The organism is Agromyces sp. NPDC058110, assembly GCF_042884735.1.
Classification (GTDB): domain Bacteria; phylum Actinomycetota; class Actinomycetes; order Actinomycetales; family Microbacteriaceae; genus Agromyces.
In genome coordinates, this window is sequence record NZ_JBHVTI010000006.1 from 158,044 (window position 1) to 184,616 (window position 26,573).

General features: G+C 71.5%; 21 protein-coding genes and 1 tRNA gene. 8 read left to right on the forward strand and 14 right to left on the reverse strand.

Features of this window, described 5'->3' with window-relative positions:
- The first annotated feature begins 2 nt into the window (after positions 1-2).
- From ACFVS8_RS15800 to ACFVS8_RS15810, 3 genes are all read left to right on the forward strand, one after another.
- Positions 3-2,291 (forward strand): penicillin acylase family protein, encoded by a 2,289-nt coding sequence (locus tag ACFVS8_RS15800; protein ID WP_387064260.1) that lies wholly within the window; start codon positions 3-5, stop codon positions 2,289-2,291.
- Positions 2,288-2,932 (forward strand): GNAT family N-acetyltransferase, encoded by a 645-nt coding sequence (locus ACFVS8_RS15805; protein WP_387064263.1) that lies wholly within the window; start codon positions 2,288-2,290, stop codon positions 2,930-2,932. Before ACFVS8_RS15800 ends, ACFVS8_RS15805 begins: the two co-directional genes overlap by 4 nt.
- A 163-nt stretch (positions 2,933-3,095) precedes the next feature.
- Complete coding sequence (locus ACFVS8_RS15810; RefSeq protein ID WP_387064266.1) at positions 3,096-4,142, forward strand: NAD(P)-dependent alcohol dehydrogenase; 1,047 nt, start codon at positions 3,096-3,098, stop codon at positions 4,140-4,142.
- A 91-nt stretch (positions 4,143-4,233) separates the two neighbouring features.
- On the opposite strand, the gene ACFVS8_RS15815 is transcribed toward ACFVS8_RS15810, so the two are convergent.
- The 6 genes from ACFVS8_RS15815 to ACFVS8_RS15840 form a co-directional block, all read right to left on the reverse strand.
- Positions 4,234-5,061: an inositol monophosphatase family protein gene (locus ACFVS8_RS15815; protein WP_387064269.1), complete on the reverse strand. Its 828-nt coding sequence runs from the start codon at positions 5,059-5,061 to the stop codon at positions 4,234-4,236.
- Between the two features lie 264 nt (positions 5,062-5,325).
- The gene (locus tag ACFVS8_RS15820) at positions 5,326-5,739 is read right to left on the reverse strand and encodes a nitroreductase/quinone reductase family protein (protein ID WP_387064272.1); all 414 of its coding nucleotides are present in this window, start codon (positions 5,737-5,739) and stop codon (positions 5,326-5,328) included.
- A gap of 60 nt (positions 5,740-5,799) precedes the next feature.
- Positions 5,800-6,387: a GrpB family protein gene (locus ACFVS8_RS15825; RefSeq protein WP_387064275.1), complete on the reverse strand. Its 588-nt coding sequence runs from the start codon at positions 6,385-6,387 to the stop codon at positions 5,800-5,802.
- Positions 6,384-7,352, reverse strand: coding sequence for a hypothetical protein (locus ACFVS8_RS15830; protein WP_387064278.1), 969 nt, complete (start codon positions 7,350-7,352; stop codon positions 6,384-6,386). The genes ACFVS8_RS15825 and ACFVS8_RS15830 overlap by 4 nt, the downstream gene beginning before the upstream one ends.
- On the reverse strand, positions 7,349-8,716 hold the full coding sequence (locus ACFVS8_RS15835; protein ID WP_387064280.1) for an MFS transporter: 1,368 nt from the start codon (positions 8,714-8,716) through the stop codon (positions 7,349-7,351). The genes ACFVS8_RS15830 and ACFVS8_RS15835 overlap by 4 nt, the downstream gene beginning before the upstream one ends.
- Entirely contained in the window at positions 8,713-11,751 is a 3,039-nt protein-coding gene (locus ACFVS8_RS15840; RefSeq protein ID WP_387064283.1) for a glycoside hydrolase family 38 C-terminal domain-containing protein, read from the reverse strand. Before ACFVS8_RS15840 ends, ACFVS8_RS15835 begins: the two co-directional genes overlap by 4 nt.
- A gap of 164 nt (positions 11,752-11,915) precedes the next feature.
- Between ACFVS8_RS15840 and ACFVS8_RS15845 the strand changes: the two genes are divergently transcribed.
- The 3 genes from ACFVS8_RS15845 to ACFVS8_RS15855 all read left to right on the forward strand — a co-directional run bounded on the left by ACFVS8_RS15845 (position 11,916) and on the right by ACFVS8_RS15855 (position 14,796).
- A complete protein-coding gene (locus tag ACFVS8_RS15845) occupies positions 11,916-12,182 on the forward strand; it encodes a hypothetical protein (protein ID WP_387064286.1) in 267 nt (88 codons plus the stop codon).
- 5 nt (positions 12,183-12,187) lie between these two features.
- On the forward strand, positions 12,188-13,216 hold the full coding sequence (locus ACFVS8_RS15850; RefSeq protein ID WP_387064289.1) for an SDR family oxidoreductase: 1,029 nt from the start codon (positions 12,188-12,190) through the stop codon (positions 13,214-13,216).
- Between the two features lie 107 nt (positions 13,217-13,323).
- Positions 13,324-14,796 (forward strand): NAD(P)/FAD-dependent oxidoreductase, encoded by a 1,473-nt coding sequence (locus tag ACFVS8_RS15855; protein WP_387064292.1) that lies wholly within the window; start codon positions 13,324-13,326, stop codon positions 14,794-14,796.
- A gap of 83 nt (positions 14,797-14,879) precedes the next feature.
- Here ACFVS8_RS15855 and ACFVS8_RS15860 read toward each other — a convergent pair whose 3' ends face one another.
- The 8 genes from ACFVS8_RS15860 to ACFVS8_RS15895 all read right to left on the reverse strand — a co-directional run bounded on the left by ACFVS8_RS15860 (position 14,880) and on the right by ACFVS8_RS15895 (position 22,909).
- Positions 14,880-15,977, reverse strand: coding sequence for a DUF2278 family protein (locus tag ACFVS8_RS15860; protein WP_387064295.1), 1,098 nt, complete (start codon positions 15,975-15,977; stop codon positions 14,880-14,882).
- 138 nt (positions 15,978-16,115) lie between these two features.
- Positions 16,116-18,008, reverse strand: coding sequence for a threonine/serine exporter family protein (locus ACFVS8_RS15865; protein ID WP_387064298.1), 1,893 nt, complete (start codon positions 18,006-18,008; stop codon positions 16,116-16,118).
- A gap of 150 nt (positions 18,009-18,158) precedes the next feature.
- A complete protein-coding gene (locus ACFVS8_RS15870; protein WP_387064301.1) occupies positions 18,159-18,422 on the reverse strand; it encodes a hypothetical protein in 264 nt (87 codons plus the stop codon).
- A 55-nt stretch (positions 18,423-18,477) separates the two neighbouring features.
- The gene (locus tag ACFVS8_RS15875) at positions 18,478-19,113 is read right to left on the reverse strand and encodes a TetR/AcrR family transcriptional regulator (protein ID WP_387064304.1); all 636 of its coding nucleotides are present in this window, start codon (positions 19,111-19,113) and stop codon (positions 18,478-18,480) included.
- Positions 19,110-20,510 carry an MATE family efflux transporter gene (locus ACFVS8_RS15880; protein WP_387064307.1) on the reverse strand — a complete coding sequence of 467 codons (1,401 nt, stop codon included), beginning with the start codon at positions 20,508-20,510 and terminating at the stop codon, positions 19,110-19,112. The genes ACFVS8_RS15875 and ACFVS8_RS15880 overlap by 4 nt, the downstream gene beginning before the upstream one ends.
- 16 nt (positions 20,511-20,526) lie before the next feature.
- Entirely contained in the window at positions 20,527-21,525 is a 999-nt protein-coding gene (locus ACFVS8_RS15885) for a phosphotransferase family protein (RefSeq protein ID WP_387064310.1), read from the reverse strand.
- A gap of 156 nt (positions 21,526-21,681) precedes the next feature.
- Positions 21,682-22,554 carry a GyrI-like domain-containing protein gene (locus ACFVS8_RS15890; protein WP_387064313.1) on the reverse strand — a complete coding sequence of 291 codons (873 nt, stop codon included), beginning with the start codon at positions 22,552-22,554 and terminating at the stop codon, positions 21,682-21,684.
- Between the two features lie 271 nt (positions 22,555-22,825).
- Positions 22,826-22,909, reverse strand: a tRNA-Leu gene (locus ACFVS8_RS15895).
- 227 nt (positions 22,910-23,136) lie between these two features.
- Here ACFVS8_RS15895 and ACFVS8_RS15900 point away from each other — a divergent pair.
- A complete protein-coding gene (locus ACFVS8_RS15900; RefSeq protein ID WP_387064316.1) occupies positions 23,137-24,036 on the forward strand; it encodes an HAD-IA family hydrolase in 900 nt (299 codons plus the stop codon).
- Positions 24,033-26,549, forward strand: a complete 2,517-nt coding sequence (locus ACFVS8_RS15905) for a glycoside hydrolase family 65 protein (RefSeq protein WP_387064319.1) — start codon at positions 24,033-24,035, stop codon at positions 26,547-26,549. The genes ACFVS8_RS15900 and ACFVS8_RS15905 overlap by 4 nt, the downstream gene beginning before the upstream one ends.
- Positions 26,550-26,573 lie beyond the last annotated feature (24 nt).

Here is a 26,573-nt window from a genome sequence, read left to right on the forward strand (position 1 = left end):
CCGTGATCACCCGCGACGAGCTCGGCATCCCGTACCTGCGCGGCGGCGACGTGTTCGAGCTCGCCGCCGCGCAGGGCGAGGCGACCGCGCACGACCGCGGATGGCAGATCGAGGTCGATCGGCGTCGCGCCGAGGGCACGTTGGCCGCCCTCATCGGTCCTGCGGGTCTCGACTGGGACGTGTTCGCGCGCCGCGCGCGACTCGACGACACGGCTCGGCGGGCGTTCGCCGCGCTCGGCGACGAGGACCGCGCGTTCGTGGTGGCGTACGTCGAGGGCGTGCGGCGCGGCATGCGCGCGGGTGTTGCGGGCACCGCGGGCACCGCGGGCACCGGCGCCTCCGCCGCGGAGTTCGCCGAGCTCGATGCGCTCTTCGGCCGGCCCGCCCCGCTCGACGACTGGCCCGAGCACGCGCCGCTCGGCGTGCTGCACGTGGCGCACGCCCTGTTCTCGTCGTTCCCGAGCCTGCTCTGGGCCGAGCACGTCGGCCGCACCCTCGGTGGCGACTGGGTCGACGCGCTGTCGTACGCCGACGACGTCGACCCGTCGTCGGGCAGCAACGCGTGGGCCGTGCACGGGTCGCTGACGTCGTCGGGCCTGCCCGTGCTGGCCGGCGATCCGCATCGGCTCTTCGAGCTTCCCGGCGTCTACCAGCAGGTCGGGCTGGCGTGCGACGAGTTCGACGTCATCGGCCTCGCGTTCCCGGGCGTTCCCGGCATCGCGCACTTCGGCCACACGGGCCACGCCGCGTGGGGCATCACGAACGCGATGGCGCACAGCGTCGACGTGTTCCACGAGCGACTGCGACGCGTCGGCGGCGGGCACGGCGAGCACGCCCGCATCGAGGCCCTGGGCCCCGACGGATGGCGCGCGGCATCCGTCGAGCACTCGCTGATCGAGGTGCGAGGCGGCGATCCGGTCTGGGTCGAGGCGATCGAGACCGAGCGCGGCACGGTCGTCACCGACCTCGCTCCGCTGCCCGGCGCCCGGCTCGGCGGGTTCGCCGAGTTCGAGGCCTGGAGCGTGCGGATGCCGGCGCGCACCGGCCACGACCTCGGGTTCGCCGCGCTGCTCCCGCTGCTGCGCGCACGCTCGGCGGCCGACGTCGTCGCGGCGTTCGGCCGCTGGGTCGACCCGGTCAACCGGCTGCTCGCCGCGGATCGGCAGGGCGAGGTGCTCTCGGCGACGGTCGGGCGCGCGCCCGACCGACCCCACGCCGAGCGCCGCCTGCCCCTCGATGGCCGGGTCGCACGCCCGGCCGAGGATCGTCGGATGCCGCGGGCGGTCGCCGTCGACACCATCGCCGTCGATGCCAACGAGCGCCCGGCGCGCGACGACGTCGACCTCGGCCGCGCCTACGCCGCACCCCACCGGGCACGCCGCATCCGCGAGCTGCTCGAGACCCGCCGCCCCGCGAGCACCGACGAGTTCGAGCCGATCTGGGGCGACGCACTGCTCGGCGGACTGGGCGACTGGCTCGCGCTCCTGCCGAGCGGGGTCGGGCTCGACGGCGCCGAGCCCGACGGGGAGACCGGCGGGGAGACCGCCGCCGTGCCCGCCGTGCCCGCCGCGCGAACCGCCGACCTGCCCGCCGAGCTGCCGGCCGACCTGCGGCGAGCGCGCGACGAACTCCTCGCGTGGGACGGCGTCATGGGCGCGGACTCCCCCGCGGCCGCACGCTTCGCGGCCTTCCGCGAGGCGCTGGTCGAGCGCGTCGCCGCCCTGCCCGAGTTCGAGCGCCTGCACGAACCGCATCCGTTCGGCGCGATCTTCGACCCGTGGATGGGCGTCCGCGGCCGCATCGCCGCCGCGCTTCCGGCGCTGCTGCTCGCACCGGCCCTCGCCGACCGGCGCGACGCGCTCGTGCGCGACGCCCTGGCCGCAGCCGCGGCCCGCCCGATCGAGCGCTGGGGCGACGACCACCGGCTGCTGCCGCTCCACGTCTTCGTCGACGTGCCCGGCGTCGCAGACCCCGGGCGCTCGCTCGACGCCCCGCTGAGCGGCGACGGCGAGTCCGTGCGCTGCACCGGATCCACGCCGGGCATCACGCGCCGCAGCTGGCGCGGATCGGTCGCCCGCTGGGCGTGGGACCTCGCCGATCGCGACCGCAGCCGCTGGAGCGTGCCGTTCGGCGCCTCCGGCGATCCCGCCTCACCCCACTTCGCCGACCAGCTCGCCGCGTGGGTCGGCGCCTCGCCGCCACGGGTCGCAGCACAGGTCGCAGTACCGGTCGCAGCGGACCACGAGCGCCCGCCCACGACATCCGCCCCCGACCGAACGGAACCCGCATGATCGAGACCATCGCCCCGAGTGCCACCACGACGGCGCCCAGCCCCGCGACGCGACCGGGCGACCGGCTCACGACCGGCCCCGCCGGGCAGCTCGTGCACACGGCGCACGACCCCGCGCTCGGCACGATCGAGGTGTTCGTGCTCGACCCCGACGCGCACCTCGACGTGATCCACGCCTGGGTCACGCAGCCGCGCGCGAAGTTCTGGGGCCTCGGCGAGCTGTCGCGGCAGGAGCTGCGCGACCTCTACGCCTACGTCGACGGGCTCGACACGCACCACGCGTTCCTCGTGTTCCGCGACGGCACGCCCGTCGTGCTGCTGCAGACCTACGAGCCCGAGCACGATCCGGTCGGCGAGTGCTACGACGTCGAACCCGGTGACGTGGGCCTGCACTTCTTCATCGGCGACCGTGGCGCCCCGGTCGACGCCTTCACGACCCGCATCGCGCGCGTGATCGGCGACTTCCTGTTCGCGTCGCCCGGTGCTCGACGCATCATCGTCGAGCCCGACGTGCACAACGACGGCGCGGTGAACCGCATGACGCTCATCGGCTTCGTCGCGGGCCCGGTCATCGACCTGCCGAACAAGCAGGGGCAGCTCGCGTTCATGCCCCGCGAGCGCTGGGAGCGGATGCCGCGCTGACGCACGTCCGGCGCGCCTGCCCACGGCTCGCCGACCGCTGACCCATTCCGACGAGCCTCCCGACTTCACTCGAATCGGTTCGATCACCCGGGCCTCCGACATAGGCTGGACACCCGCGCACTCAGCGCGCAGCACCCACCGCTCGACCCCGAAGGAGTCCGCCGTGCGCACCGTCCACGCCTACGCCGCCCCGTCCGCCACAGAGCCGCTCGTGCCCACGACCATCGAACGCCGCGACGTCGGCCCGAACGACGTGCTCATCGCGATCCGCTACGCGGGCATCTGCCACTCCGACATCCACACCGTGCGCGGCGAGTGGGGCGAGATCGCCTACCCGCAGGTCGTCGGGCACGAGATCGTCGGCGAGGTCGTCGAGGTCGGGGCGGAGGTCTCGAAGCACGCCGTCGGCGACCGCGTGGGCGTCGGCTGCATGGTCGGCTCGTGCCGCGAGTGCGAGAACTGCAAGGCCGGCATGGAGAACTACTGCGTCGAGGGCAACATCCAGACCTACGCCGCGCGCGACCGCGACGGCTCGATCACGCAGGGCGGGTACTCGACGCACATCGTCGTCGACCAGGACTTCGTGCTGCAGGTGCCCGACACGATCCCCTACGAGGCCGCCGCGCCGCTGCTCTGCGCGGGCATCACGACGTACTCGCCGCTCGCGCACTGGAACGCCGGCCCCGGCAAGAAGGTCGCCGTCGTCGGCCTCGGCGGGCTCGGCCACATGGCCGTCAAGATCGCCGCGGCCATGGGCGCCGAGGTGACCGTGCTGTCGCAGACGCTCTCCAAGCGCGACGACGGCCTCGCCTTCGGTGCGACCGACTACTACGCCACGAGCGACGACGCGACCTGGGGCGAGCTCCGCAACCGCTTCGACCTCATCATCAACACGGTCAGCGCCCCCATCGACATGCGCAAGTACCTCTCGCTGCTCGCGCTCGACGGCACCTTCGTGAGCGTCGGCGCCCCGGCCGAGCCGCTGCCGGTGAACGTGTTCACGCTGTTCACCAACCGCCGCTCGTTCGCCGGATCGACCATCGGCGGCATCGCCGAGACCCAGGAGATGCTCGACTTCTGCGCCGAGCACGGCATCGCCCCCGAGATCGAGCTCATCTCGGCCGACCAGATCAACGACGCCTACGAGCGCGTGCTCAAGAGCGACGTGCGCTACCGCTTCGTCATCGACACCGAGACGCTCGCGGGCTAGTTCCGAACGGTGACGGATGCCGCGGGCGGCCGCCTCCCCGCGGCATCCGCCACCGATCCTCTCCCTCCCCGTGACCTGCGCCACCAGGGGATCAGGTCTGCTCGGCGACCTGGCGGGCGGAATCCAGATCCGCCAGCAACTGGGCGTGGGTCTCGGCATCCGCTGCCGCCACGAGGCCGTGCCCGCCGGTGTGCAGAGCACCTCCGGCCAGGTTGGTGACGACCGCGCCGGCCGCCCGGCAGAGCGCGATGCCGGCGGCCCAGTGCACGCTGCCTCGGAGGTCGCCGCCGGTGATGTAGGCCGCCTGTCGGCCATCGGCCACCCACGACAGCGCGAGCGTCGTCGAGAAGCACCGTGGGCTGAATCGCGAACGGAATCCCTCGTCGAACAACAGCCGCATGCCGATCGAGCCGGGGTATTCGCTCTCGAGGTTGACGGAGACGAGGGTCGATGACGGAGAGGGTTCGATGGGGGTGTCGGGGTCGCCTGCGCCATCGACGCCCGCGTCCGCTCGCTGCCAGGCCCGCTCCCCGTCGGTCCAGGTCACCCGCTGCGCGATCGGGTCCACGACGGCGGCCGCCGCAACCGCACCGTCGATCTCCAACGCGACGTTCACTGCGAACAGGGGCACGCCCGCCGCGAAGTTGAGCGTGCCGCAGACGGGATCCACGAGCCAACGCCGCGTCGATGACCCGCTTGCGCCGAACTCCTCGCCGAGGACTCCGTCGAGAGGCCGATGCTCCATGAGCACCGCGCGGATCGCGCGTTCGGCTTCGAAGTCGGCATCAGTCGAGAAATCGACGCCGGCATGGGCGAAGCGACGAGATTCGCCGCCGAAACGGCCGCGAACAACGGCCGCACCGGCCTGAGCCGCCCAGACGGCTACTTCAGAGTCGGAGGGACCGTCGTCAGTCAACACGACTCAAGTCAACCAACAACGGCTGCGCGGCACACGATCGGGCTTCAGGCCGAGACGGCCCGTCAACGCAGGCTCGAAGGTCGGCACAGGCGCGGTGCCGCGGTCTCGCTCGGCAGGTCCGAAATCGAAGTGCCAGTTCCGCCTCATCGATGAGGCGGAACTGGCATTCGCGAAACGAATGGTGAGGACCACCTCGGAGCGCCCGCCCGGTCGGTGATCCCACCACGGACCCCGATCGGAGACGGAGGCTGAAAGCGGCCCGATTCAGCCGACGGTCGGCGTGAGCTGCAGCACCGGGATCCGGCGATCGGTCTTCTCGAGGTAGCCGCCGAACTGCGCCTCCTCGGCCACGATCGCGTCGTACGCCTCGCGCCACTCGTCATCGGGAACCTGGGTCGCCGTCACGGTCTGCGTCACGATCTCGCCGTCGACGAGCGCCTCGAGCTCGAACGTCGGGTTCGCCAGGAGGTTGTGGTACCAGGCGGGGTTCTCGGGCGCACCGCCCTTCGACGCCACCACGCGCCAGCCCTGCTCGTTGCGGAACCCGACGACCGGGTTCAGGTGCGTGGCGCCCGACTTCGCTCCGATCGAGTGCAGGATGACGAGCTTCGGACCCCAGTAGTTCTCGGTGCCCTTGCTGTCGCGGAACTTCTCGATGACGTCTTCATTCCAACCCATGAAGAAGGCCAACGCAGGATCCGTGCAGAAATTCCGATCCGGCCGGATGCAGCCACGGCGCTATTGCGCCGTGCCGTCGTCCCGCCTCGCGTCGCGCGCCGCCCGCGCTCGCGCCTTGATCGCGAGGATCACCTCGGTCTTGGCGTCGGCGTAGTCGTTCATGTCGTCCCACGACCGCGCGATCAGCTCCCGCTTGGTGCGCTCGTACAGGTCGCGGTCAGCGGCGTCGGAGCGGAGGTGGTCGCGGAAGAGGAGGTACTCCTGCACCGCGGCATCCTCGTGCTCGAAGACGTGCACGTGCACGTCGCGCGCGGGCGTGCGCACGAGCCGGTGCCCGGGCTCCCGCACCCGCAGCTCGTATCCGGCCGCGAGCAGCGCATCGAGGTAGTCCTCCTCGGCGGTGATGTCGTCGACGGTGACGAGGATGTCGATGATCGGCTTCGCCGCCAGGCCGGGCACCGAGGTGGAGCCGATGTGCTCGACCTCGACATCCGCCTCGGTGAGCGCCTCGAGGATGCGCCGCCGGTGCTCGCGGAACGCCTCGGCCCACTGCCGGTCGGGTTCGTGGAGCCCGACCACGACGCGTTCGGGGCCTCCGACGAGGTCGAGCGTCGAGACATCCGCCCGGCGCGGCTTGCGTTTCGTCACCCGACCATCGTCGCAGCCCGCAGCGGGTGGAAGAGGTCGTCCCAGCGCTGCATCGTCTGCTCCCACCAGAACCAGGCGAACAGGATGAGTGCGACCGACTCGCCGATGAACACGACCGGCACGGCGCCGAACCACCCCCAGTCGAAGGTGTCGTCGAAGAACACGAGCACGAGGAACACGAGGTCGGCCCCCAGCAACCACGCCACCATTCGGTAGCTCAGTTGCTGCCGGGGCGTGGGTGCGGTCTCGTCGGCCTCGGCCGGCCGCCATCCGTAGATGATCGGAACCGCCGCGAACGCGCCGAAGAAGAGCAGCACCGCGGCGAAGTGGACCTCGCCGAGCGGCCAGAGGTTGAAGGGGAACCCGTCGCTCAGGCCGGGCGCGAACGTCAGGGCGGCGAGACCCGCCGCGGTGACGAGGGCGACCACCGACACGATGACGTGGGCCGGGGTGGTGGCGATGCGCTTGCGACGGCGCACGGCGAACATCGCGACGACGATCACGACGACCATGACGGCGTAGGCGGCGACGCTGGCACGGATGTCGGGCAGGAGCTCCTCGGGCACGCAGGCCGACCCGACGCAGTGCAGGCCGACCGCCTCGGCCGGGTCCGCAGGCTTCTCGAGACCGGTCGGCACGATCGCGATCAGGGGTGCGAACAGGGCGGCGATATCGAGGAAGACGGTCGGGCGCCGGCGCCCCGAGACCGCCAGCATGGCGAGCGACGCTGCGACGAGCACGCTGACGAACACGAGCCTCGCCGGGGTGTAGAAGTAGTGGCTGATCGACGGGAGCACGTGCCAGCCGAACCGCAGCGGCTCCCACGAGACGACCACGGTCTGGAGCACCACGCCGACGAAGAGGGCGACGATCAGGAACACGAGCGACAGGCGCAGGTACCGATCGGTCTTGAGGGCCGTCGGCACCGAGTCCTCCGTCTCGACCGGCCGGGTCAGGTCGGTCATGGCTGCTCCCCCTCCGCCCCCGCCGCGGAGGGCCCCGCCGGGGCGCCACCGACGCGACGCCCCCCGAGGAACGGCAGAGCCGAAAGCACGCAGCTGACGGCCGGCACGATCGTGAGCGCGAGGTACACTGTCTGCTGCATCTCGGGGGTCACCTCGACGCCGCGCTCGTAGCCCGCGACCACCACGAACACGCCGAACACGAGCACGGCCAGCGCGTTCATGATCTTCGACACGAAGGTCAGCGACGCGAACGAGATGCCGTCGTTGCGAACCCCGAGCCGCCGCTCGGCCTCGTCGACCGAGTCGGCGATCATGCTCGCCTGCGTCACGAGGAACACGCCGAGCATGAGGCCGGTCAGGAAGATGAACACGAGCAGCACGGCGAGGTTCGCGAACCCGACGACGAACATCAGCAGGTAGAGGGCCGCTGCGACGAACGAGCTCCACACCATCACGTGTCGGGCCGACATCCGTCGAAGCAGCACCGGGCTCGTGAACGACGAGATGACCATGCCCGCGATGATCGCCGCCCCCACGAGCGTGAACGCGCCCTCGTCGCCGTACGCGATCACGACGAAGAGCGCGCCGCCGGCCTGCACGATGAAACGCCCGAAGCCGAGCACCGAGGCGAGCAGCACGGTGAGCAGGGCCTGGTTCTTGAACAGCGTCGAGAAGAGCTGGCGCACGCTGAGCCCGTCGGATGCCGCGGCGGTCTCGCGCTCGCGGGTGAAGAAGAACGCGAGCAGGAACACGCCCATGCCGAGGAACGACGTGAGGAACACGGCGAGCGTCCACCCGCTGCCGGTGGTCTCGGGGCCGAAGCTCAGCAGCTTCGCGAGCCAGGGCATGCCGAGCGTCGAGAGGCCGAGCGCGATCGAGCCGAACGCGCGCACGCTGCCGATGACGCGGTTGCGCCGGTCGGGGTCGACGAACGCCGAGCCGATGAGCCCCCAGAACGGCACGTCGCACACGGTGTACGCGAGGCTCCAGAGGATGTAGGTGACGCCGAAGAACACGATCTTCGTCGGCTCGTCGACGTCGGGCACCGAGAAGAGCAGCCCCGAGAGCACCGCGACGGGTGCGGCCGAGAACAGGATGTACGGCCGCAGCTTGCCCCAGCGCGACCGCGTCATGTCGACGATGCTGCCCATGAGCGGATCGGTGACGGCGTCGATGAACTTCGACACCGTGATGATCACCGTCACGGCCGCGAGCCCGCCGCTGCTGATGCCCGCGTACTGCAGCAGGTACACGAGGATGAACGTCGACACCGTGGTGAGCACGAAGTTCTGCCCGAACCCAGCGGTGACGACGGCCCTCGCCTGCGTGCGGGCCGGAAGGGTCGTGCTCTCGGCCCGGGTCACCGTCGCACCTCCAGTCGGATGGTCTTGATCTCGAACGGGGCGAACTCGAGCCGGCCGAGGTCGACCTGGTCCGCCATGCCATACGGGCGCTCGAGCAGGTCGGTCTCGACGGCGGCGAACCCGACCTCGTCGACCGGTGCGGCGACGGATGCCGCGGCATCCGTCAGCGCCGGAATAGCCACGTGCAGCGCGGTCGTCGTCGCCCGCCCGAGGCTCTCGTAGAGGCGCAGCACGACGCCGTCGCCGTGCTCGGCCCGCTTGACCGTCTCGATGATCACCCCGGGATCGTCGACGGATGCCGCAGGCCCGAACGGCGCGGCATCCGTCACCTGCAGCGGGGTGTTCAGGCGGTACGCCTCGCGCACGACCTTCGCGAGCTCGCCGGTGGCGAACGGCGTGAACGCGTACGTGAACCGATGGTGCCCGCGGTCGGCGGTCTTGTCGGGAAAGGTGGGCGCGCGCAGCAGGTTGAGGCTCAGCAGCCCGTGCTTGGCCCGGTGGCCGTACTTCGAGTCGTTGAGCAGCGCGAAGCCGCCCGCAGCGTCTTCGGTCGCGATCCACTTGTGCGCGCAGACCTCGAACTGCGCCCGCTCGACCGAGTCGCGCTCGGTCGTGACGCGTTCGAGGTGCCCGAACTGGATCTCGCAGCGAACGGTGTCGCCGTAGTGCGTCGGCCGGAACTCGGCGCGCAGCATGCGGTGCTTCTCGTGCCAGTCGACCTCGGTGTCGAAGCGCACGACGTCGCTGCCGGCCTCGAGCACGATGCGCTGCCGCACGGTCACCGACTTCGAACGGTACTCCTGCGTGCGAGTGACGGTCGGCCCGTCGATGCTGCTCGTGATGAGCCGCATCGGCAGCACGCGCGTCGGCTTCTTCACGTAGTCGGGGTCGATGTCCCACGCGTTGAACGGCCAGACGTACGGGTCGCGGTGCACGACCAACCGGTTGAGCCCCTGCCCGCCGTGCTCGGCGCCGGCGCGGTCGCGGCAGGAGACGATCACGCCGTCGGCGTCGAAGCGCAGGGTCACGACGCCGTTGCCCAGCGAGTCGTCGGTGAAGGCGAGCTCGGATGCCGCGCCGGCCGGCCGCGGCTCGAGCGGCCGCAACTCGGCGGCGGCGTACGGGCCCACCTCCGCCCGGAACCACGTGTCGCCCACCTTCACGACCTCGTCACGGGCGAAGCTCGTCAGGTTGAGGGCCGTCGCCTCGCCGGCAGCCCGCGGCATCCGCTCGATCAGCTCGACCGTGTACGCGTCGAGCTCGCCCTCGATGCGCTCGTACGTCGCGATCGCCTCGCGGTTCACGCGCGCGATCGACGACCCGGGGATGATGTCGTGGAACTGGTTCAGCAGCACCTCGCGCCAGTGCCCGGCGAGCACGGGCCGGGAGTCGTCGCCGACGAGCACGGCGAGCGCCTCGACCTCGTGCAGCCTGCGCTCCACGAGACGGTTGTGCCGCTTGATCTGCGCCTGCGTCGTGTAGGTGCCCTGGTGGGTCTCGAGGTAGAGCTCGCCGACGTGCGTGTGCTCGATCTCGAGCTGCTCGAGACGGCGGAAGAAGTCGCCGGCCGTCGACGTGCGCACCCTCGGCAGGCCGCGCAGGCCACGCCCGTCGGCACCTCGCTCGCGATCGAGCAGCTCGTGGTGGATCTCGTTCGGTCCGCCGCCGCCGTCGCCCGAGCCGTACACGAGCAGTGCTGTCTCGAGCACCTGCTCGGGGTAGCGCTGCAACCCCGTGAGCAGGTTATCCGCGCCGGCGCGGCTGTTGTAGTCGCCCTCGGGCGGCATGTGCACGAGCACGCTCGATCCGTCGATGCCCTGCCATTGGAAGGTGCGGTGCGGGAAGTCGTTCGTCTTGTTCCACGCGAGCTTGATGGTCTGGAACCAGTCCATGCCGCTCTTCTTGAGGATCTGCGGCAGGTTGCCGTTGTACCCGAACGTGTCGGGCAGCCAGCACAGCCGCAGCTGCTCGTCGGTGAGCCCGAACTGCTCCTGCAGGAACGCCCGGCCGACGAGCGCCTGCCGCACGAGCGACTCCCCCGACGGCAGGTTCGTGTCGGGTTCGACCCAGAACGAGCCCTGGAGCTCCATGCGCCCGTCGGCGACCGCGGCCTTCATGCGCTCGAACAGGGCCGGATGCTCCTGCTGCATCCAGTGCATCTGCTGCGGTTGGCTCGTGCCGTAGACGTAGTCGGGCCGCCGCTCGATCGCGTTCATCGCGCGCACGTAGGTGCGGGCGGCCTTGCGATGCGTCTCGCGGAGCGGCCAGAGCCAAGCCATGTCGAGGTGCCCGTGCCCGACGGCGTCGTAGGTGAAGTCGCTCGTCGACGGCGCCGCGAGTGCGGGTGCGAGCTCCGCCCTGGCTCCCGCGAGGTCGTCGGCGGTGAAGAGCGCCCACGCCGCGTCGAGCGCGTCGCGCAGCTCGCCGGAGAGCGCCGGGTCGTCGGTCGCGTCCTCGAGAACGAGCAGCGTCAGGTAGTCGTAATAGAAGGAGTAGGCGGTCTCGTCGCGCGTCGCGAGATGCGCGCCGTGGAACACGCCGCGACCGGCCTCGTAGAGGATGAAGCCGTTGTGGGCCACGTCGGCGTAGAACTCGACACGACCGGTCGAGAGGTCGACGCCCTGCACCGGGCGGTACTTGCCGCCGCTGTGCGGGTGGTCGCCCTGCTGGAAGACCGTGCTCACCGAGTCGAGCAGGTCGCCGTCGGGCGAGTACACCAGCCCCTCGCCGCGGATGCCGAGCAGCACGACCGGGTCGGCGACCCCGGCACGTACCTCGGCACGCAGCCCGGCGGGCACCTCCCCGGTGATCCGCAGCCACGCGCAGTCGAACACGCCGCCCCACGACGAGCCCGCGCGCATCGGCTCGAACGCCGCCCGGTCGAGATCGGCGAACGCGATCGGCTCGGGCGACCGCACGACCTCGGCGCGCAACGGCGCCACGCGGGTGTAGATGCGACGACGGATGCCGCGGAGCCGCCGGTACTCGCCCGGCCGACGTGCCGCGAGCCCGAAGAGGAAATCGCCGAACCCCATGTGCCGCCTTCCGATCGGTGGATCACCTCGTGGCCGGCCGCGACGGTGCGGCTCGTAGGGGGTGTCGCCGCAGCAGTCTAGGTCACGCCTCGGCGCCGGGCGCGATGCGACCGGCTGAGCGGATGCCCCTCGGCATCTGCGGCGCCGAGGCGTACGTTGGAGGCATGACGGACAGCAACAGCACCGAGGTCGAGTATCTGGTCGAGTACGTCGACGGGCCGTTGGCCGGAACGACCGAGCGCCGAGCGCTGATCGACGGCGAAGTCGACGAGCGCATCGCGTCGATCGCCGCCGTTCGCGGCCTCGAGTCGATCTTCTGGTACGTCGCCGGCGACGAGCGCGTGGTCGACGACGAGAAGGTCGTGGAGTACCGCTTCGACGCGGGCGACAGCGATCCGGTGCAGTCCGATCCCGACGAGGAGTCGCTGTAACCGCCATGGGTGGCAACGGCCGCGCGGGCGGCAGGCGCATCCTCTTCATCGGCGGCAGCGGCGTCATCAGTTCCGCGTGCGTGGCTCGAGCGGTGGCGGTGGGCCACGAGGTCGCGGTGCTGAACCGCGGCACGTCGTCGCGGCACCGGCCCCTGCCCGACGGCGTTCGCGAGCTCGCCGCCGACATCCGCCAACCCGACTCGGTGCGCGGCGCGCTCGGATACGACACCGCCTCGCCGCTCGAGTTCGACGTGGTGTGCGAGTTCCTGGCGTTCACGCCCGAGCACATCCGCACCGACCTCGAGCTCTTCGAGGGGCGCGTCGGCCAGTACGTCTTCATCAGCAGCGCCTCGGCGTACCAGACCCCGCCGAGCCGGCTGCCGGTCACCGAGTCGACCCCGCTCGTGAACCCCGAGTGGCAGTACTCGCGCGACAAGATCGCCTGCGAAGACCTGCTCGTCGAGGCTGTGCGCGAGCGCGGGTTCCCGGCGACCATCGTGCGCCCGTCGCACACCTACGACCGCACGCTGCTGCCGACCATGGGCGGCTACACCGACATCGCGCGGATGCGGGCGGGCCGACCGGTGGTCGTGCACGGCGACGGCACGAGCCTCTGGACCATCACGCACCACCGCGACTTCGCCGTCGCCTTCGTCGGGCTGCTCGGCAACCCGCTCGCGGTCGGCGACGCGTTCCACATCACGGGCGACCACGCGCCGACCTGGAACCAGATCTACGGATGGCTCGCCGACGCCGCGGGCGTGCGCGACCCCGAGTTCGTGCACGTCGCGTCCGAGACGATCGCCGCCGTGCATCCCGAGTGGGGACCGGGGCTGCTGGGCGACAAGGCGCACTCCATGGTCTTCGACAACGCCAAGGTGAAGGCACTCGTGCCCGAGTTCGCCACGACGATCACGTTCGATCGAGGGGCGCACGAGATCGTCTCGTTCCTCGACGCGACGCCCGAACTCCAGCGCATCGATCCCGATGCGGATGCCGCGTTCGACCGCATCCTCGCGCTCCCGCGTCGCTGACCGGAGGCCCCCGCGTCGCTGACCGGAGGCCCTCGCGTCGCTGACCGCACCGGTCGCCGCGCAGCCCGGAAACCACGTGCGGCGGCGGGGTCTGTACCGTTGTTCCTGTGACGCACTCATCCACGCCCTCCGACGCATCGCTCCCGCACGTCGTGATCGTCGGCGGCGGCTTCGCCGGCGTGAACGCCGCGAAGGCCCTCGCGAAGGCCCCCGTGCGCGTGACGCTCATCGACCGGCGCGTGTACAACACCTTCCAACCGCTGCTGTACCAGGTCGCGACCGGCGGCCTGAACCCGGGCGACGTCACGCACTTCCTGCGGAGCCTCCGCATCCACCAGCCGAACCTCGACATCGTGCACGAGCACCTCATGGAGATCGACCCCGACGCCAAGTCGGTGCGCCTGCTCGACGGCAAGACCATCGACTACGACTACCTCGTGCTCGCGAACGGCGTGACCACCGCCTACTTCGGCACGCCCGGCGCGAAGGAGCACGCGTTCGCCGTGTACTCGCGGTCGCAGGCGATCCGCATCCGCGACACCCTCTTCACGCGACTCGAGCTGGCCACCCAGCAGGAGGGCCGCACCGACGGCCTGCACGTGGTGGTCGTCGGCGGCGGCGCGACCGGCGTCGAGATGGCCGGCGCCCTCGCCGAGCTCCGCGACCAGGGGCTCCGCCCCGCGTACCCCGAGCTCGAGGGCGAGGCCTTCCGCATCACGATCGTGCAGCGCGGGCAGGAACTGCTGAAGCCGTTCATCCCGAAGCTGCGCAGCTACGCCGCGAAGCAGCTCGTGCACCGCGATGTCGAGCTCTGCCTCGGCACGGGCGTGGCCGAGGTGCAGGAGCGCGCCGTCGTGCTCACCGACGGCCGGTCGATCCCCTCCGACATGACCATCTGGGCGACCGGCGTGGCGCCGCACGAAGAGGTGCAGTACTGGAGCCTCCCGCTCGACGAGCACGACCGCATCCGGGTCGGTGAAGACCTCCAGGTCGTCGGGCTCCCGGGGGTCTTCGCGGCCGGCGACATCGCGGCCGCACCACAGGACCTGCCGCAGCTCGCGCAACCGGCGATCCAGGGCGGGCACCACATCGGCAAGCAGATCATCCGCATCCTCGCGGGGCAGCCGACCGAGCGGTTCGAGTACTACGACAAGGGCCAGCTCGCCATCATCGGCCGCCGGTCGGCCGTCGGCGAGATCCCGGGCATGGCCAACCTGCCCGTGCTGCACTCGATGTCGTTCCTCCGCCACGTTCCCGGGTTCCGCAGGCTCATCGGGCTCACCGGCTACCCGGCCTGGGCTGCCTGGCTGTTCGTGCACATCAACAGCCTGCTGGGATCGCGCAACCGGCTGAGCACCATGAGCGGGCTCTGGGCGCGCTACGCGTTCCGGCGGTACCGCACGCCAGTGCCGATCGTCGGCGACGTGCCCGCCATCCGCCCGTCGAAGGCCGAGCGCCTGCGGCTCACGCCCGAGCAGCTCAAGGCCACCGAGGCCGCGCTCGCGTCGGATCACGCCGACGAGGTCGTCAAGATCGAACCGCCCGCGGAGTCGAACGCACCCGAGCCGGTCGCCGACTGAGGCGGCCGGGCCGGCCCGCGCCCGCCGACGAACCGCTCCCGCTGTACCGGACCGCGCCTGCCGTGCCCGACCGGGTCGGGCATTCAGAACACGATCGTCCAGCCCTCGTTCCGCGCGTCGTCCGCGGTGTAGGCGACGCCGTCGACCTTGAGACCCTGCTCGTCGAGCAGGGTGAGGATGCCGCCGCGGTTGCCGAGCTCGACGCCCGACGGCATGGCGAACGCGACGGTCGCCCCCGGCGCCAGCGTGCCGACGGGAACGGGCCCGCGGTGCTTCTGCCGATCGGCGAGCTCCCACCCCGCGAGCTCGATCGCCGCGGGCGTCGTGTTGATGAGCGTGACGGTCTCGGCCTCCGGTGCCGGGCCGACCGGGTTCACGAGCGCGCCGACGATGCGCACGCGGTGATCGCCGTCGCCGACCGGCGTCGTGGCGGGTGCGGTCGTTCCGGAGCCCGACGTGCCCGATCCCGTCTGCCCGCCCGCCGGCATCGTGCCGGACCCCGGCTGCGTGCCGGGCGCCCCGCCCACGAGCGTGTGGCCCGTCACGTCATCCGTATGCCAGGCCTGGCTCTGGAACGCGAGGAACACCGCGACCCAGCGGCCGTCGTCGACGAAGTGGAACAGGATGCCGCCGTCCTGGAACACCCCGTCGTCGCCGGCGAAGGTGCCGGAGTTGCCCTGATTCATGTGGATGTCGTGCACGCCGTTGCCCGGCGCGAACCCGAAGATCTTGTCGGGCTTGCCCTGCTCGGGCCCCCACCGCTCCCCGAATGCGTACACGTCCACGCTCGGCGTCGCGATCGCGCGCTCGACGTAGTGGTCGAACACGTCGGCCAGGTCGTTGTCGGGGCCGTCGGCACTCGGCGGCAGCAGTCGCATGCTCGTGCGGTCGAAGAGGTTGCCGCGGATGAAGTCGAGGCTGGCGCCACCCGGGGCCGACGGCAGCGGGTTCCAGCCGGAGGCGGTCGGAAGCGCATCGAGCACCGGATGCCGGAAGTCGTCGTCTGCGACGAACAGCAACTCCGACGGCGCGAGCTTCGAGAGCACGTTGACGGCGATCCGGTAGTCCGTGCCGGCGTCGTCGACGAGGTGGATCTGGTAGTGGGGACTCGATCCGGAACGCTCCTCGCGCCGTTTCGCGACGGCACGACCCTTGAGCACTCCGTAGGACTTCAGGGACATCGTCCGACTCCTCTCACGTGATGCACGGCCGATCGAGGTCGTGATCCGGATGCTTCGCCGCGGGCACGGGGGCGGCATCAGGGGCAGCACTGGTCGCGCCGAAGTCGTCGTCGGCACGCGTCCGTCGAACGCGCGCGGTCAGAGCACGGGCCGCCCGAAGCGGCTCGACAGCGCGGTTCCGGCGAGCACGCCGAGCGAGATCGCGACCATCGTCGCCAACGTCGTGACCAGCGAGCTCGGGCCCGTCGCCTCGCCGCCCAGCACCGAGGCGACGCCGACGAGTCCGAGGGCACCGGGAACCAGTAGCCAGAACGCGGGCATGAAGCTCACGATGGCCGCGGGTCCGGACCTCTGCCTGGCGACGATCGCGGTCACCGGCGTCACGACGAGCGCGCCGATGAGGGCCGACAGCACGCCGCCGAAGAAGACCGCGCCGAGCACCTGCGCGCCGTAGGCGACGTAGAGCACCACGAGGATCCATCCGAGCGACGAGCGCGGCCCGCACTGGTAGACGACGATGCCGATGCCGAAGAGCGCGACCGCGATCCAGGGCGCGATGATGCCGAGCGTCGTCGCCGATCCCGCCGTCTGGAGCGACGGGATTCCCACGAGTGCGCCCGCCGCCACGATGCCGACCGCGAGCAGCACGAGCTGCATGGCGCCGGCGGCGAGCCGGCCGGCTCCGGAGAGCATCTGGCCGGTCGCGAGCTCGATCGCCCCGACGGTCAGCAGCGCCCCGGGCAGCAGCACGACGAGCGGTGCGATGAGCGCGGGCAGCACACCGGAATCGATGCCGAGGTGCAGCGACAGCAGCACGACGATGGCGACCGCGAAGGCGATGCCGACCGTGAGCAGCGCGCGATAGCGGCCGGAGAGCTGTTCGCCCGCCAGGAGCGCGGCGCCGACTGCAGCACCGAGCAGGCCGGCGAAGACGACGCCCGTCCACGACGCGCCGAGCAGCACCGACAGGCCTGCGCTCAGCAGCACGTACGCGGCACCGCGCTGCACCGGTGAGTACGGCCGCGGAAGCCTCCGCATGCGATCGATGCGGGTGCGGATGTCGCGCGGGGGCGCCGCGCCCGTGCGCGCGTCCTCGACGATGTGCTGCAGGTCGTCGATCTGGTGGAGCAGCAGGGTGCGCTCGCCGCTCGCCACGGCGCCCGTGCTCACGGCGTCGAACCCGCGCGCGGAGACCAGCAGCGCGGTCGGGAAGACCACGATCTCGGTGCCGGCCAGGCCGTTCGCGTGCGCGACGTCGCTGAGCGTCTCGTGGATCGTCGCGACCGAGTACCCCGCGTCGGTCATCGCGACGCCGATGTCCTCCATCGCACCGAGGGTGCCGGCCGCGTCGGGCTTCTCCGGCGCCCCCTCGACGGCGACCGTCGGTCGTGCGCCGTCGCCGTCGCCGTCGTGGGCGCCGGCGGAGCCCGCGGCATCCGGAGTCCTGCGACGCACCATGAGCAGGATGCCCGCCGCTACCACGAGCACGCCCGCGGCGATCACCCACGAGATCACCGACGTCGTCGGGTCGGCGGCCGCCGGCGGAACGCCCGGCACCACCGTGGACGCCGGGGTCTCGGTCGCCGGCGCCGTGGGCGGAGGGGTCTCGCTCGGCTCCACCGTCTCGGGCGGCACGGTGGGCTCCTCGGTCGGTTCGCCGGTCGGGTCCGGCGTGGGCTCGTCGGTCGGGGGCTCCGTAGGCGTCGGTGTGGGCGTCGGGGTCGGCGTCGGGGTCGGCGTCTCGCTCTCGTCGGGCAGCGGGTCGACCGGCAGCGGCTCGGCCGGCACCGGCCCTCCCGGCACCGGCCCGGCCGACCGCGACCCTGGCGTCAGCGACCCGGCCGCGGCCGCGGCGACATCCGAGTTCCCGATGACGGATGCCTCGGCGACCGTGCCCGGCTCCGGGAGCGCGGTCGTCGCGAGCCCGACGAACGCCCCCGCGGCGCCGACCAGCGCCGCGACCGCCGCCCGGACTGCGATTCGGCCGGCGCGCCCGGAGCGTCGATCGGACGTATCGGTGCCGGTGCCCATCTGCGCGGTCCCCGATCCGCCGCGCCCCCGCACGGCTCGGCTCAAGCGTATGGCGCGAGCTGCCGGGGCGCGAGGGGTCGTGTGGCGGCCGAGCGGCAGCGATGAACGACTCCGAGCGGCGAGGCGCAGCGACGAGCAGGCACGGCGGCGCTACTCGACGAGTCGCTGCCCCAGCGCCGCCTGCAGGCGCGAGATGGCGTAGAGGTCGGGCCAGGTCGACCCGTTCAGGTATCCGAGCAGTGCGGCGTGGCTCAGTTCGGCGTCGCGGGCGGCGGCGCGGATGCTGCGATCGCCGATCGCCTCGCGGAGGCGGACCGCGAACCGCCTCGCGGCCTCGCCGGCCGCATCCGCCGACGGTGCATCGGGCCAGCCGGGTGCGAGCTCTGCTGGGGTCGGGCGAGCGGTGCGGGCCATGGCCCAACGCTAGCGGGCGCAGAGCCGCCGTCCGATGCCACGGGCGCCGAGCGGCTCAGGGCGCGAACTCGGCGTCGACCACCTCGCGCAGCCGCAGGCGCACCCGTTCGGCGATGTCGATGCCCGCGGGGTCGAGGAGCCATTGCACCTGCAGCCCGTCGATGAGCGCGATGAGGTCGCGTGCCGCGCCGTCGAGCCCGATGCCCGGCCGCAGCAGGCCCCGCCCGGCGATCTCGCGGAACGCGAGGTCGAAGTCGGCCTCGAGCAGGCGGTATCGCTCGACGAAGTACGCGTGCGCGGGATGCGCCTCGTCGGCGGCCTCGGCCGACAAGGTCGCGAAGAGCTGCACGAGCTCGCGTTGGCCGGCGTTGTGGGAGACGAGCCGCAGGAGGTGCTCGAGGTAGTCGACGCCGTCGCGTCGCGGGTCGACCCCGACGAAGAACAGCTCGCCGTTGACCCGGTCGCGTTCTTCGAGCACCGCGGCGAGCAGCAGCTCCTTCGCCGGGAAGTGGTGCAGCAGCCCAGCCCTCGAGACGCCGCACGCCGCCGCGATCTGCACCATGCTCGCGCCCCGGTAGCCGCCAGCGGCGAAGGCGGCGAGCGCGGCTGCGATGATCTCGGCGCGGCGACGTCGGCCCTTCGGGTAGGTGCGCGGTACTGCGGGAGTCGTCGCGGCGGGCTCTGAGGTCATGGTCGTCTCGAGGATACCGACGGCGAACCCGGCGACGCCGAACCCGCCGACGCCGAACCCGCCCGCGACCTGGTCCGGGCTCGCCGGAAGACCAGCCACGCCCCGGCCGCCGAGACCGCGTCGCCGATGGGCAGCGCGACGAGCACGCCGATCGGCCCGAACGGTGCGAGCAGCAGCACGAGCGGCGCCTTGACCGCGACGAGCGTGCCGACCGAGATCGCGTACGACGGCGCGGGTCGCCCGAGCGCCTGGAAGGTCGCCGAGATGAGCGGTGCGATGCCCGAGAAGACGAAGCCGATCGCGATGACGCGGAGGGCGGTCGCCGCCGTCGAGACGCTCACGGCGTCGGTGAGGAAGAGCGAGGCGAGCGGCTCGGCCGCGATCACGACCGTGGCGGATGCCGCGGCTCCGACCCCGATCGTCGCCCGCAGCGCCAACGTGCGGGCTCGATCCGCTCGCGCGCCGAGCCCACGGCCTGCGTTGAAGCCCACGATCGGCTGGACCGCCTGCGTGATGCCCATCTGCGGCATGGTCACGAAGGTCTGCACGCGACTGCAGACCGCGTAGGCGGCGAGCACGACCGTGCCGGCGGCGGCGAGCAGCGCGTTGACCAGCACGGCGAGCGCCGTCACCCCGATGCCGAGCAGGAACGACGGTGCGCCGATCGACAGCAACTCGCCGACCGTCTTCCACCGCGGGCGCAGGTGCCGGCCTTCGATGCGGTACGGCCGACGCCGCCGGATGAAGAAGAACCAGACCGCCATTGCCGCCGAGACGGCCTGACCGGCGACCGTGCCGAGACCGGCCCCGACCACGCCGAGGTCGAACCCGAAGATCAGGATCGGATCGAGCACGATCTGCACGACGACCGGCACGACCCACAACAGGGTCGAGAACAGCATCCGTCCCTCGGCGCGCACGAGGGCCGAGAAGCCGGTCGCGAAGATCGCGCCGCCGATGATGACGGCGCCGTAGGCCCTCGCATCGGGCAGCGTCTCGTCGGTGGCGCCCATGAGCCGCAGCAGCGGATCGAGGAGCGCCAGGCCGGTCGCCGTGACGACGACCGCGGTGACCCAGTACACGACGAACGCGTTGCCGGCCGCGCGCGCCGCGGCATCCGAGTCCCGTGCTCCCAACGACCGCGAGACGAGCGACGCGCCGCCCACCCCCACCGTCGTGGCGACCGCGCCGAGCAGCAGCAGCACGGGCGCGACGAGGTTGACCGCGGCCAGGGCGGTCTCGCCGACCCCGCGCGCGACGAACCAGGCGTTGGTCAGCGCGTAGACGCCGTAGACCCCCACCGAGAGCGTGGTCTGCGAGCCCGCCCACAGCAGCAGCCGTCCGATCGGCCGCGTGGCCAGGTCCTCGGAGCGGTCCGGGGCGGTGACGTCGGTCACGCGGCCTCCCGGCTCCTCACCCGGCCACCCGCACGCGACCGAGCGCGGCCATGACGCCGTCGAGCTCGCGACGGCCCCAGTCGTACACCTCGGTGTCGGTGTGCCCCCGGTACTTCGTCTCGACGACCATGATCATGGCCAGGTAGAGCGAGTACAGGCGGCGGCGCGCGCGCTGGGCCTCGGTCATCGTCGTCAGGCCGAACCCGACCATGAAGTCGCTCGGGTCGCCGAACGAGGGCATGTCGATGCCGGTCAGCCCGGCCTCCATGAGCGGGTCGCCGTACACGGCGCGCTCGTGGTCGAGCACCGCGACGATCCGGCCGTCGCGGATCATCGAGTTCTTCGCCCAGAGGTCGACCTCGACGAGCCGCGGCTCGGTCACCTCGTCGAGGGCGTCGGCGTTCTCGGCCAGCACCCCGCGGATGTCGGCGGAGCTCCAGCCGAGGTCGATGCCGACCCGTTCGCCGTCGGCGAGGGTGTCGTCGATCATCTTGGTGAACGCCTCGCGCCAGGTCGGCCACCCGGCGCCGAGCAGCGGACCGAAGTGCGGGCCCACGATGGTGTTGATCTCGCGATTGAGCGCTCCGAGCTGGCGGTTGCCGGAGGCCACGACCTCGTCGTCGAGGAGGCCCGCTCCGGCGGTGAAGCCGAAGTTGTCGGCATCGACGTACTCCATGAAGAAGAGGTCGGCATCGACGACCTCGTGGGTGAGGTCGACGTGGTCGATGCGGGGCACCGGCACGGTGGTGCGTTCGGCCACGAGGCGTATCGCCTCGATCTCGGCGCGCATCATGCCGACCTCGCGCGTGAGCACGGCGATCTCGGCCGGCGGGGCGATCTTGAGCACGACCCGCCTCCCGTCGCGCAGCGTGATGCGGTAGGCGACGTTGAACCAGCCCTCGGTGATCTCGTGGGCGAAGTCCTCGTCGACGGGCACGCTCTCGGCGCCGTAGGTCCGCTCGACGAGGCGCCGCAGCACCTCCGTGGTCTGCCGATTCTTCGTGATGCTCTCCATCGAGCCCTCTCAAGGTGTGGTGACGGATGTCGCTGCGGCCGTTCAGGCGGCGGCCACGACGTTCGGTCGTCGCTCACGGCACTCTACACAGAAAACCGACATGCATGTCGGTTTTCTGCCGTCGACCCGTCGCTCACCCGAGAGGCACGGCCCCGCTCACGGCCGCGCCCGCTCCACCGGCAGCCAGAGCTCGCACGTCGCCGTGCTGAAGTCGGGCGCCCGATCGAGCACGGCCACGATCGAGGGGCCGGGGCGCAGCTGCCACGGGTTCGACGGGAACCACTCCGTGGCGGTCGCCGCCCAGGTCTCCTGCAGCGCCGAGGGGTACGGCCCCGAGGTCCGGAACACCGCCCACTCCCCCGCAGGCACGTCGATCACGTCGAGGTCGTCGGGAACGGATGTCTCGACGCCGACGGCCGCACCGTGCAGGTACGTCAGCTCGCTCCCCTCCTCGTAGTCGGGGTCGACGTCGGCGCTCACCTGCAGGAGCCCCGCCGGCTCCTGGTCGCCGAGCGCCTTGAGCCGGACGTGCTCCTCCGGCGGGATCGACGCGATGTGCGCCTGGATGTGCGGATTGACGCCGCGATGCACGAGCGGCACGCGCGCGGCGTGCCCCACGAGTCGGAATGCCGATCGTTCGGCGATACGGGTGTCCATGGGTGTGTTCCCTTCGACGGTCAGGCGGAACCTGAGTTGCGGTTGCGAACGAAGGGGGCCGCCGTCGCGGCGCACGTCGGCCGGCGCGACGCCGTGCACCGAGCGGAACGCCCGGTTGAACGCCTCGGTCGAGCCGTAGCCGTGGCGCACGGCGATGTCGAGCAGGCCCCCGTCGCCGAGCAGGTCGGCTGCCGCGACGGTCATGCGGCGGCGGCGCACGTACTCCGACAGCGGCATGCCCGCGAGCGACGAGAACATGCGCCGCACGTGGTACTCGGTCGTGCCGAGCTCCGACGCGAGCGCGGCGAGGTCGACGTCGGCCTCGAGGTCTCCCTCGATGGCCTCGACCACCCGGTTCAGAATCCCGATCACGGTCCCTCCTTCACCACGAGCCTCGTCGAGCGGATGCCGCTGCACCCGATGATCCCCGACCGATCCGATCGGGTTCTCGGAATTCAGGAGATCCCGGCCGTCAGACCGCCCTGCGACCCCATCGACGCGGATCTCCTGAATTTCGCGAACCCCGAATCCGTCGGACTCCCTGCGAGCCCGTCGGAGTCCGTGCGAGCCCGGACAGCGAGAACGGCCCGGAGAACGAGAACGGCCCGGATCCTCATCGAGGTTCCGGGCCGTTCGGTCGTCGTGCGCGAGGGGGGACTTGAACCCCCACACCCTTGCGAGTACTGGCACCTGAAGCCAGCGCGTCTGCCAATTCCGCCACTCGCGCATCTGTGAATCGGTCGCACCGTGGTGTGACCAGCCACGAGAGCCTAACATCTTGGGCGGGCAAAGGCCATTCGAGCCGGGAAGGCCCTGAGAACGCCCGTCGCGACCCGCGCAGACGCGCCGATCCACGCCGATCTGCGGCATCCGCCCCTCGCGCTCTCCCGCCCCACCGGAATAGCATCGAACGGCGGGTCCCACAGCCGTGACCGGCACGACGAAAGGACCGCCGTGACATCGCCCGACAGCTCAGCACTCCCCCCGAACACGCACGCAGACCCCCGGCCCGCAGACCTCGATCTGACCGGCATCCGGGGCTGGCTCTTCGACCTCGACGGCGTGCTCACGCCGACGGCGATCGTGCACATGCACGCCTGGTCGCGCCTGTTCGCGCCGTACCTCGAGGCGCACGGCGCCGCGCCCTACGTCGAGGGCGACTACTTCGCGTACATCGACGGCAAGCCCCGGTACGACGGGGTCAGGAGCCTGCTCGAGAGCCGCGGCATCCGCATTCCCGAGGGCGACGTGACCGACTCCCCCGACGACGACACGGTGCACGGCCTCGGCAACCGTAAGAACGACGCCTTCAACGCCACGCTCGCCGACGAGGGCGTCGCCCCGTACCCCGCGAGCGTCGCCTTCCTCGACGCGGTCATCGCGAGCGGATGCCGCGTGGCCGTCGTCTCGAGCTCGAAGAACGCCCCGTCGGTGCTGGCCGCCGCCGGCATCGACGACCGGTTCACCGTCGTGGTCGACGGCCTCGTCGCCGCACGCGAGGGCATCACCGGAAAGCCCGCTCCCGACATGTTCGACCGCGCGGCCGAACTGCTCGGCCTGCCGACGACGGCGTGCGCCGTGGTCGAAGACGCCGAGTCGGGCATCAAGGCCGGTGCAGACGGCGACTTCGCCCTCGTGGTCGGCGTCGACCGCGGGGTGGGCCGCGACACCCTGCGCGAACTCGGTGCCGACGTCATCGTCGACGAGCTCGACGAGCTCCTGCCCGCGGTCGAACGCGCGGCCGCGGCCGGCCCCGGCGACCCCGCGGCATCCGCCCGTGAAGCATCCGCCCCCGCGGCACCCGCCCCCGAAGCCCAGCGACGCGACACCGCAGAAGGAAGGGACGCCGAATGAGGTTCGCCGACACCGACCCCCTCGACCGCAACCGGTTCCCCATCGACGAGTGGGCGCTCGTCGAGACCGAGTTCGGACTCGACGACATGGGCACGACCGAGACGCTGTTCGCCGTCGGCAACGGCTACCTGGGCCTGCGCGGCAACATCGAGGAGGGCCGCGACGGCCACCTGCACGGCACGTTCGTGAACGGGTTCCACGAGACCTGGCCGATCCGCCACGCCGAGGAGGCGTTCGGGTTCGCGCGCGTCGGGCAGACCATCGTGAACGCCCCCGACGCCAAGGTCATCCGGCTCTACGTCGACGACGAGCCGCTCGTGGTCACGATCGCCGAGCTCGTCGACTACGACCGTCGGCTCGACTTCCGCCAGGGGGCGCTCTCGCGATCGATCGACTGGCGCACCCCGTCGGGCAAGCACGTGCGCATCACGAGCCGCCGCATGGTCTCGTTCACCGACCGCCACCTCGCGGTGCTCGACTACGAGGTCGAGATGCTCGACGCCGACGCGGCGGTCACGATCTCGAGCCAGATCCTCAACCGCCAAGACGGCCGCGACGAGTACCGCTCGGGCGTGCAGGAGGCGCCGGGCGCATTCGACCCGCGCAAGGCCGAGTCCTTCGCCGACCGCGTGCTGCAGCCGCGCGTGCAGCGCCACGAGGGCGGCCGGTACATGCTCGGCTACCAGTGCACGAACTCCGGCATGACCATCGCGGTCGGCGTCGAGCACTCGATCGCGACCGACAACGCGTTCACCGAGTCGGGCAGCATCGGCGAAGACCTCGCGAAGCACATCTACCGGGTGCGCGCCGAGCAGGGCAAGCCGATCCGCGTCACCAAGTACGTCAGCTACCACACCGCCCGCAAGGTGCCGGCGCGCGAACTCGTCGACCGCTGCGACCGCACGCTCGACCGGGGCGCCGAGCTGGGCGTCGCCGAGCTGTTCGAGCACCAGCGCGCGTGGCTCGACGACTTCTGGGAGCGATCGGATGTCGCGATCGACGGTGAACCCGAACTGCAGCAGGCCGTGCGGTGGAACCTCTTCCAGCTCGCGCAGGCCACCGCCCGCACCGACGGCGACGGCGTCGCCGCGAAGGGCGTGAGCGGCTCGGGCTACGGCGGACACTACTTCTGGGACACCGAGATCTACGTGATGCCGTTCCTCAGCTTCACGGCGCCGATCGTGGCGCGCAACGTGCTGCGGTTCCGCCAGCGCATGCTCGACAACGCCCGAGCCCGCGCACTGGAGCTCAACCAGCGCGGCGCGCTGTTCCCGTGGCGCACGATCAACGGCCTCGAGTCCTCGGCGTACTACGCGGCCGGCACCGCGCAGTACCACATCGACGCCGACATCTCCTTCGCGCTGTGCCAGTACGTGGCCGCGACCGGCGACACCGACTTCATGGGCCGCGGCGCCATCGACATCCTCGTCGAGACGGCCCGCATGTGGGAGGACCTGGGGTTCTGGCGCTCCGGCGCGAGCACCGACGACGTGTTCCACATCCACGGCGTCACCGGACCCGACGAGTACACCACCGTCGTGAACGACAACCTCTACACGAACGTGATGGCGAGGGCGAACCTCGCGTCCGCGGCATCCGCCGTCGACTCGCTACAGATGCGCGACCCGGTCGCGTACGCCAAGCTCGTCGCCCGGCTCGGCGTGACGCCGGGCGAGGTCGGCGAATGGCGGCGCGCCGCGGCGCACATGCACATCCCGTACGACGAGCAGCTCGGCGTGCACCCCCAAGACGCGGCGTTCCTCGAGAAGGAGCTGTGGGACCTCGAGAACACGCCCGACACGCGCCGACCGCTGCTGCTGCACTACCACCCGCTCGTGATCTACCGGTTCCAGGTGCTCAAGCAGGCCGACGTCGTGCTCGCGCTGTTCCTCCAGGGCGACCGGTTCTCGGCCGAGCAGAAGCTCGCCGACTTCGAGTACTACGACCCGCTGACCACCGGCGACTCGACGCTGTCGGCGGTCGTGCAGTCGATCATCGCCGCCGAGGTGGGCTACCACGACCTCGCGCTGCGGTACTTCCGCTCGGCGCTCTACGTCGACCTCGCCGACCTCCACCACAACGCGGCCGACGGCGTGCACGTCGCGTCCACCGGCGGGGTGTGGGGGGCGCTCGTCAACGGGTTCGGCGGGTTCCGCGACCACGGCGGTGTCTTCACGTTCGACCCGCGCCTGCCAGACGGATGGTCGCGGCTCGAGTTCCGCGTCACCCTGCGCGGCACGCGCCTGCGCGTCGAGCTCGAGCCCGACGCCATCTCGTTCCACGTCGAGGCCGGCGACTTCGCCGAGGTCTCGGTGCGCGGCGAGAAGGTGCTCGTCAGGGCCGGCACGGATGTCTCGGTGCCCCTCGACGGCCAGGGACCGCGCCTCGTCGGGGCCCCGCACATGCGGGACGTCACCGGATCGAGGCGCTCCGACGGAACCCTGCTGACCGCGTCGATCCCGACCCTGTCGCTCGACCTCGATACCGACGAAACCGCGATTCCGGTGGACTGAGGAATCCCGTTCCCAGTCGAGCGG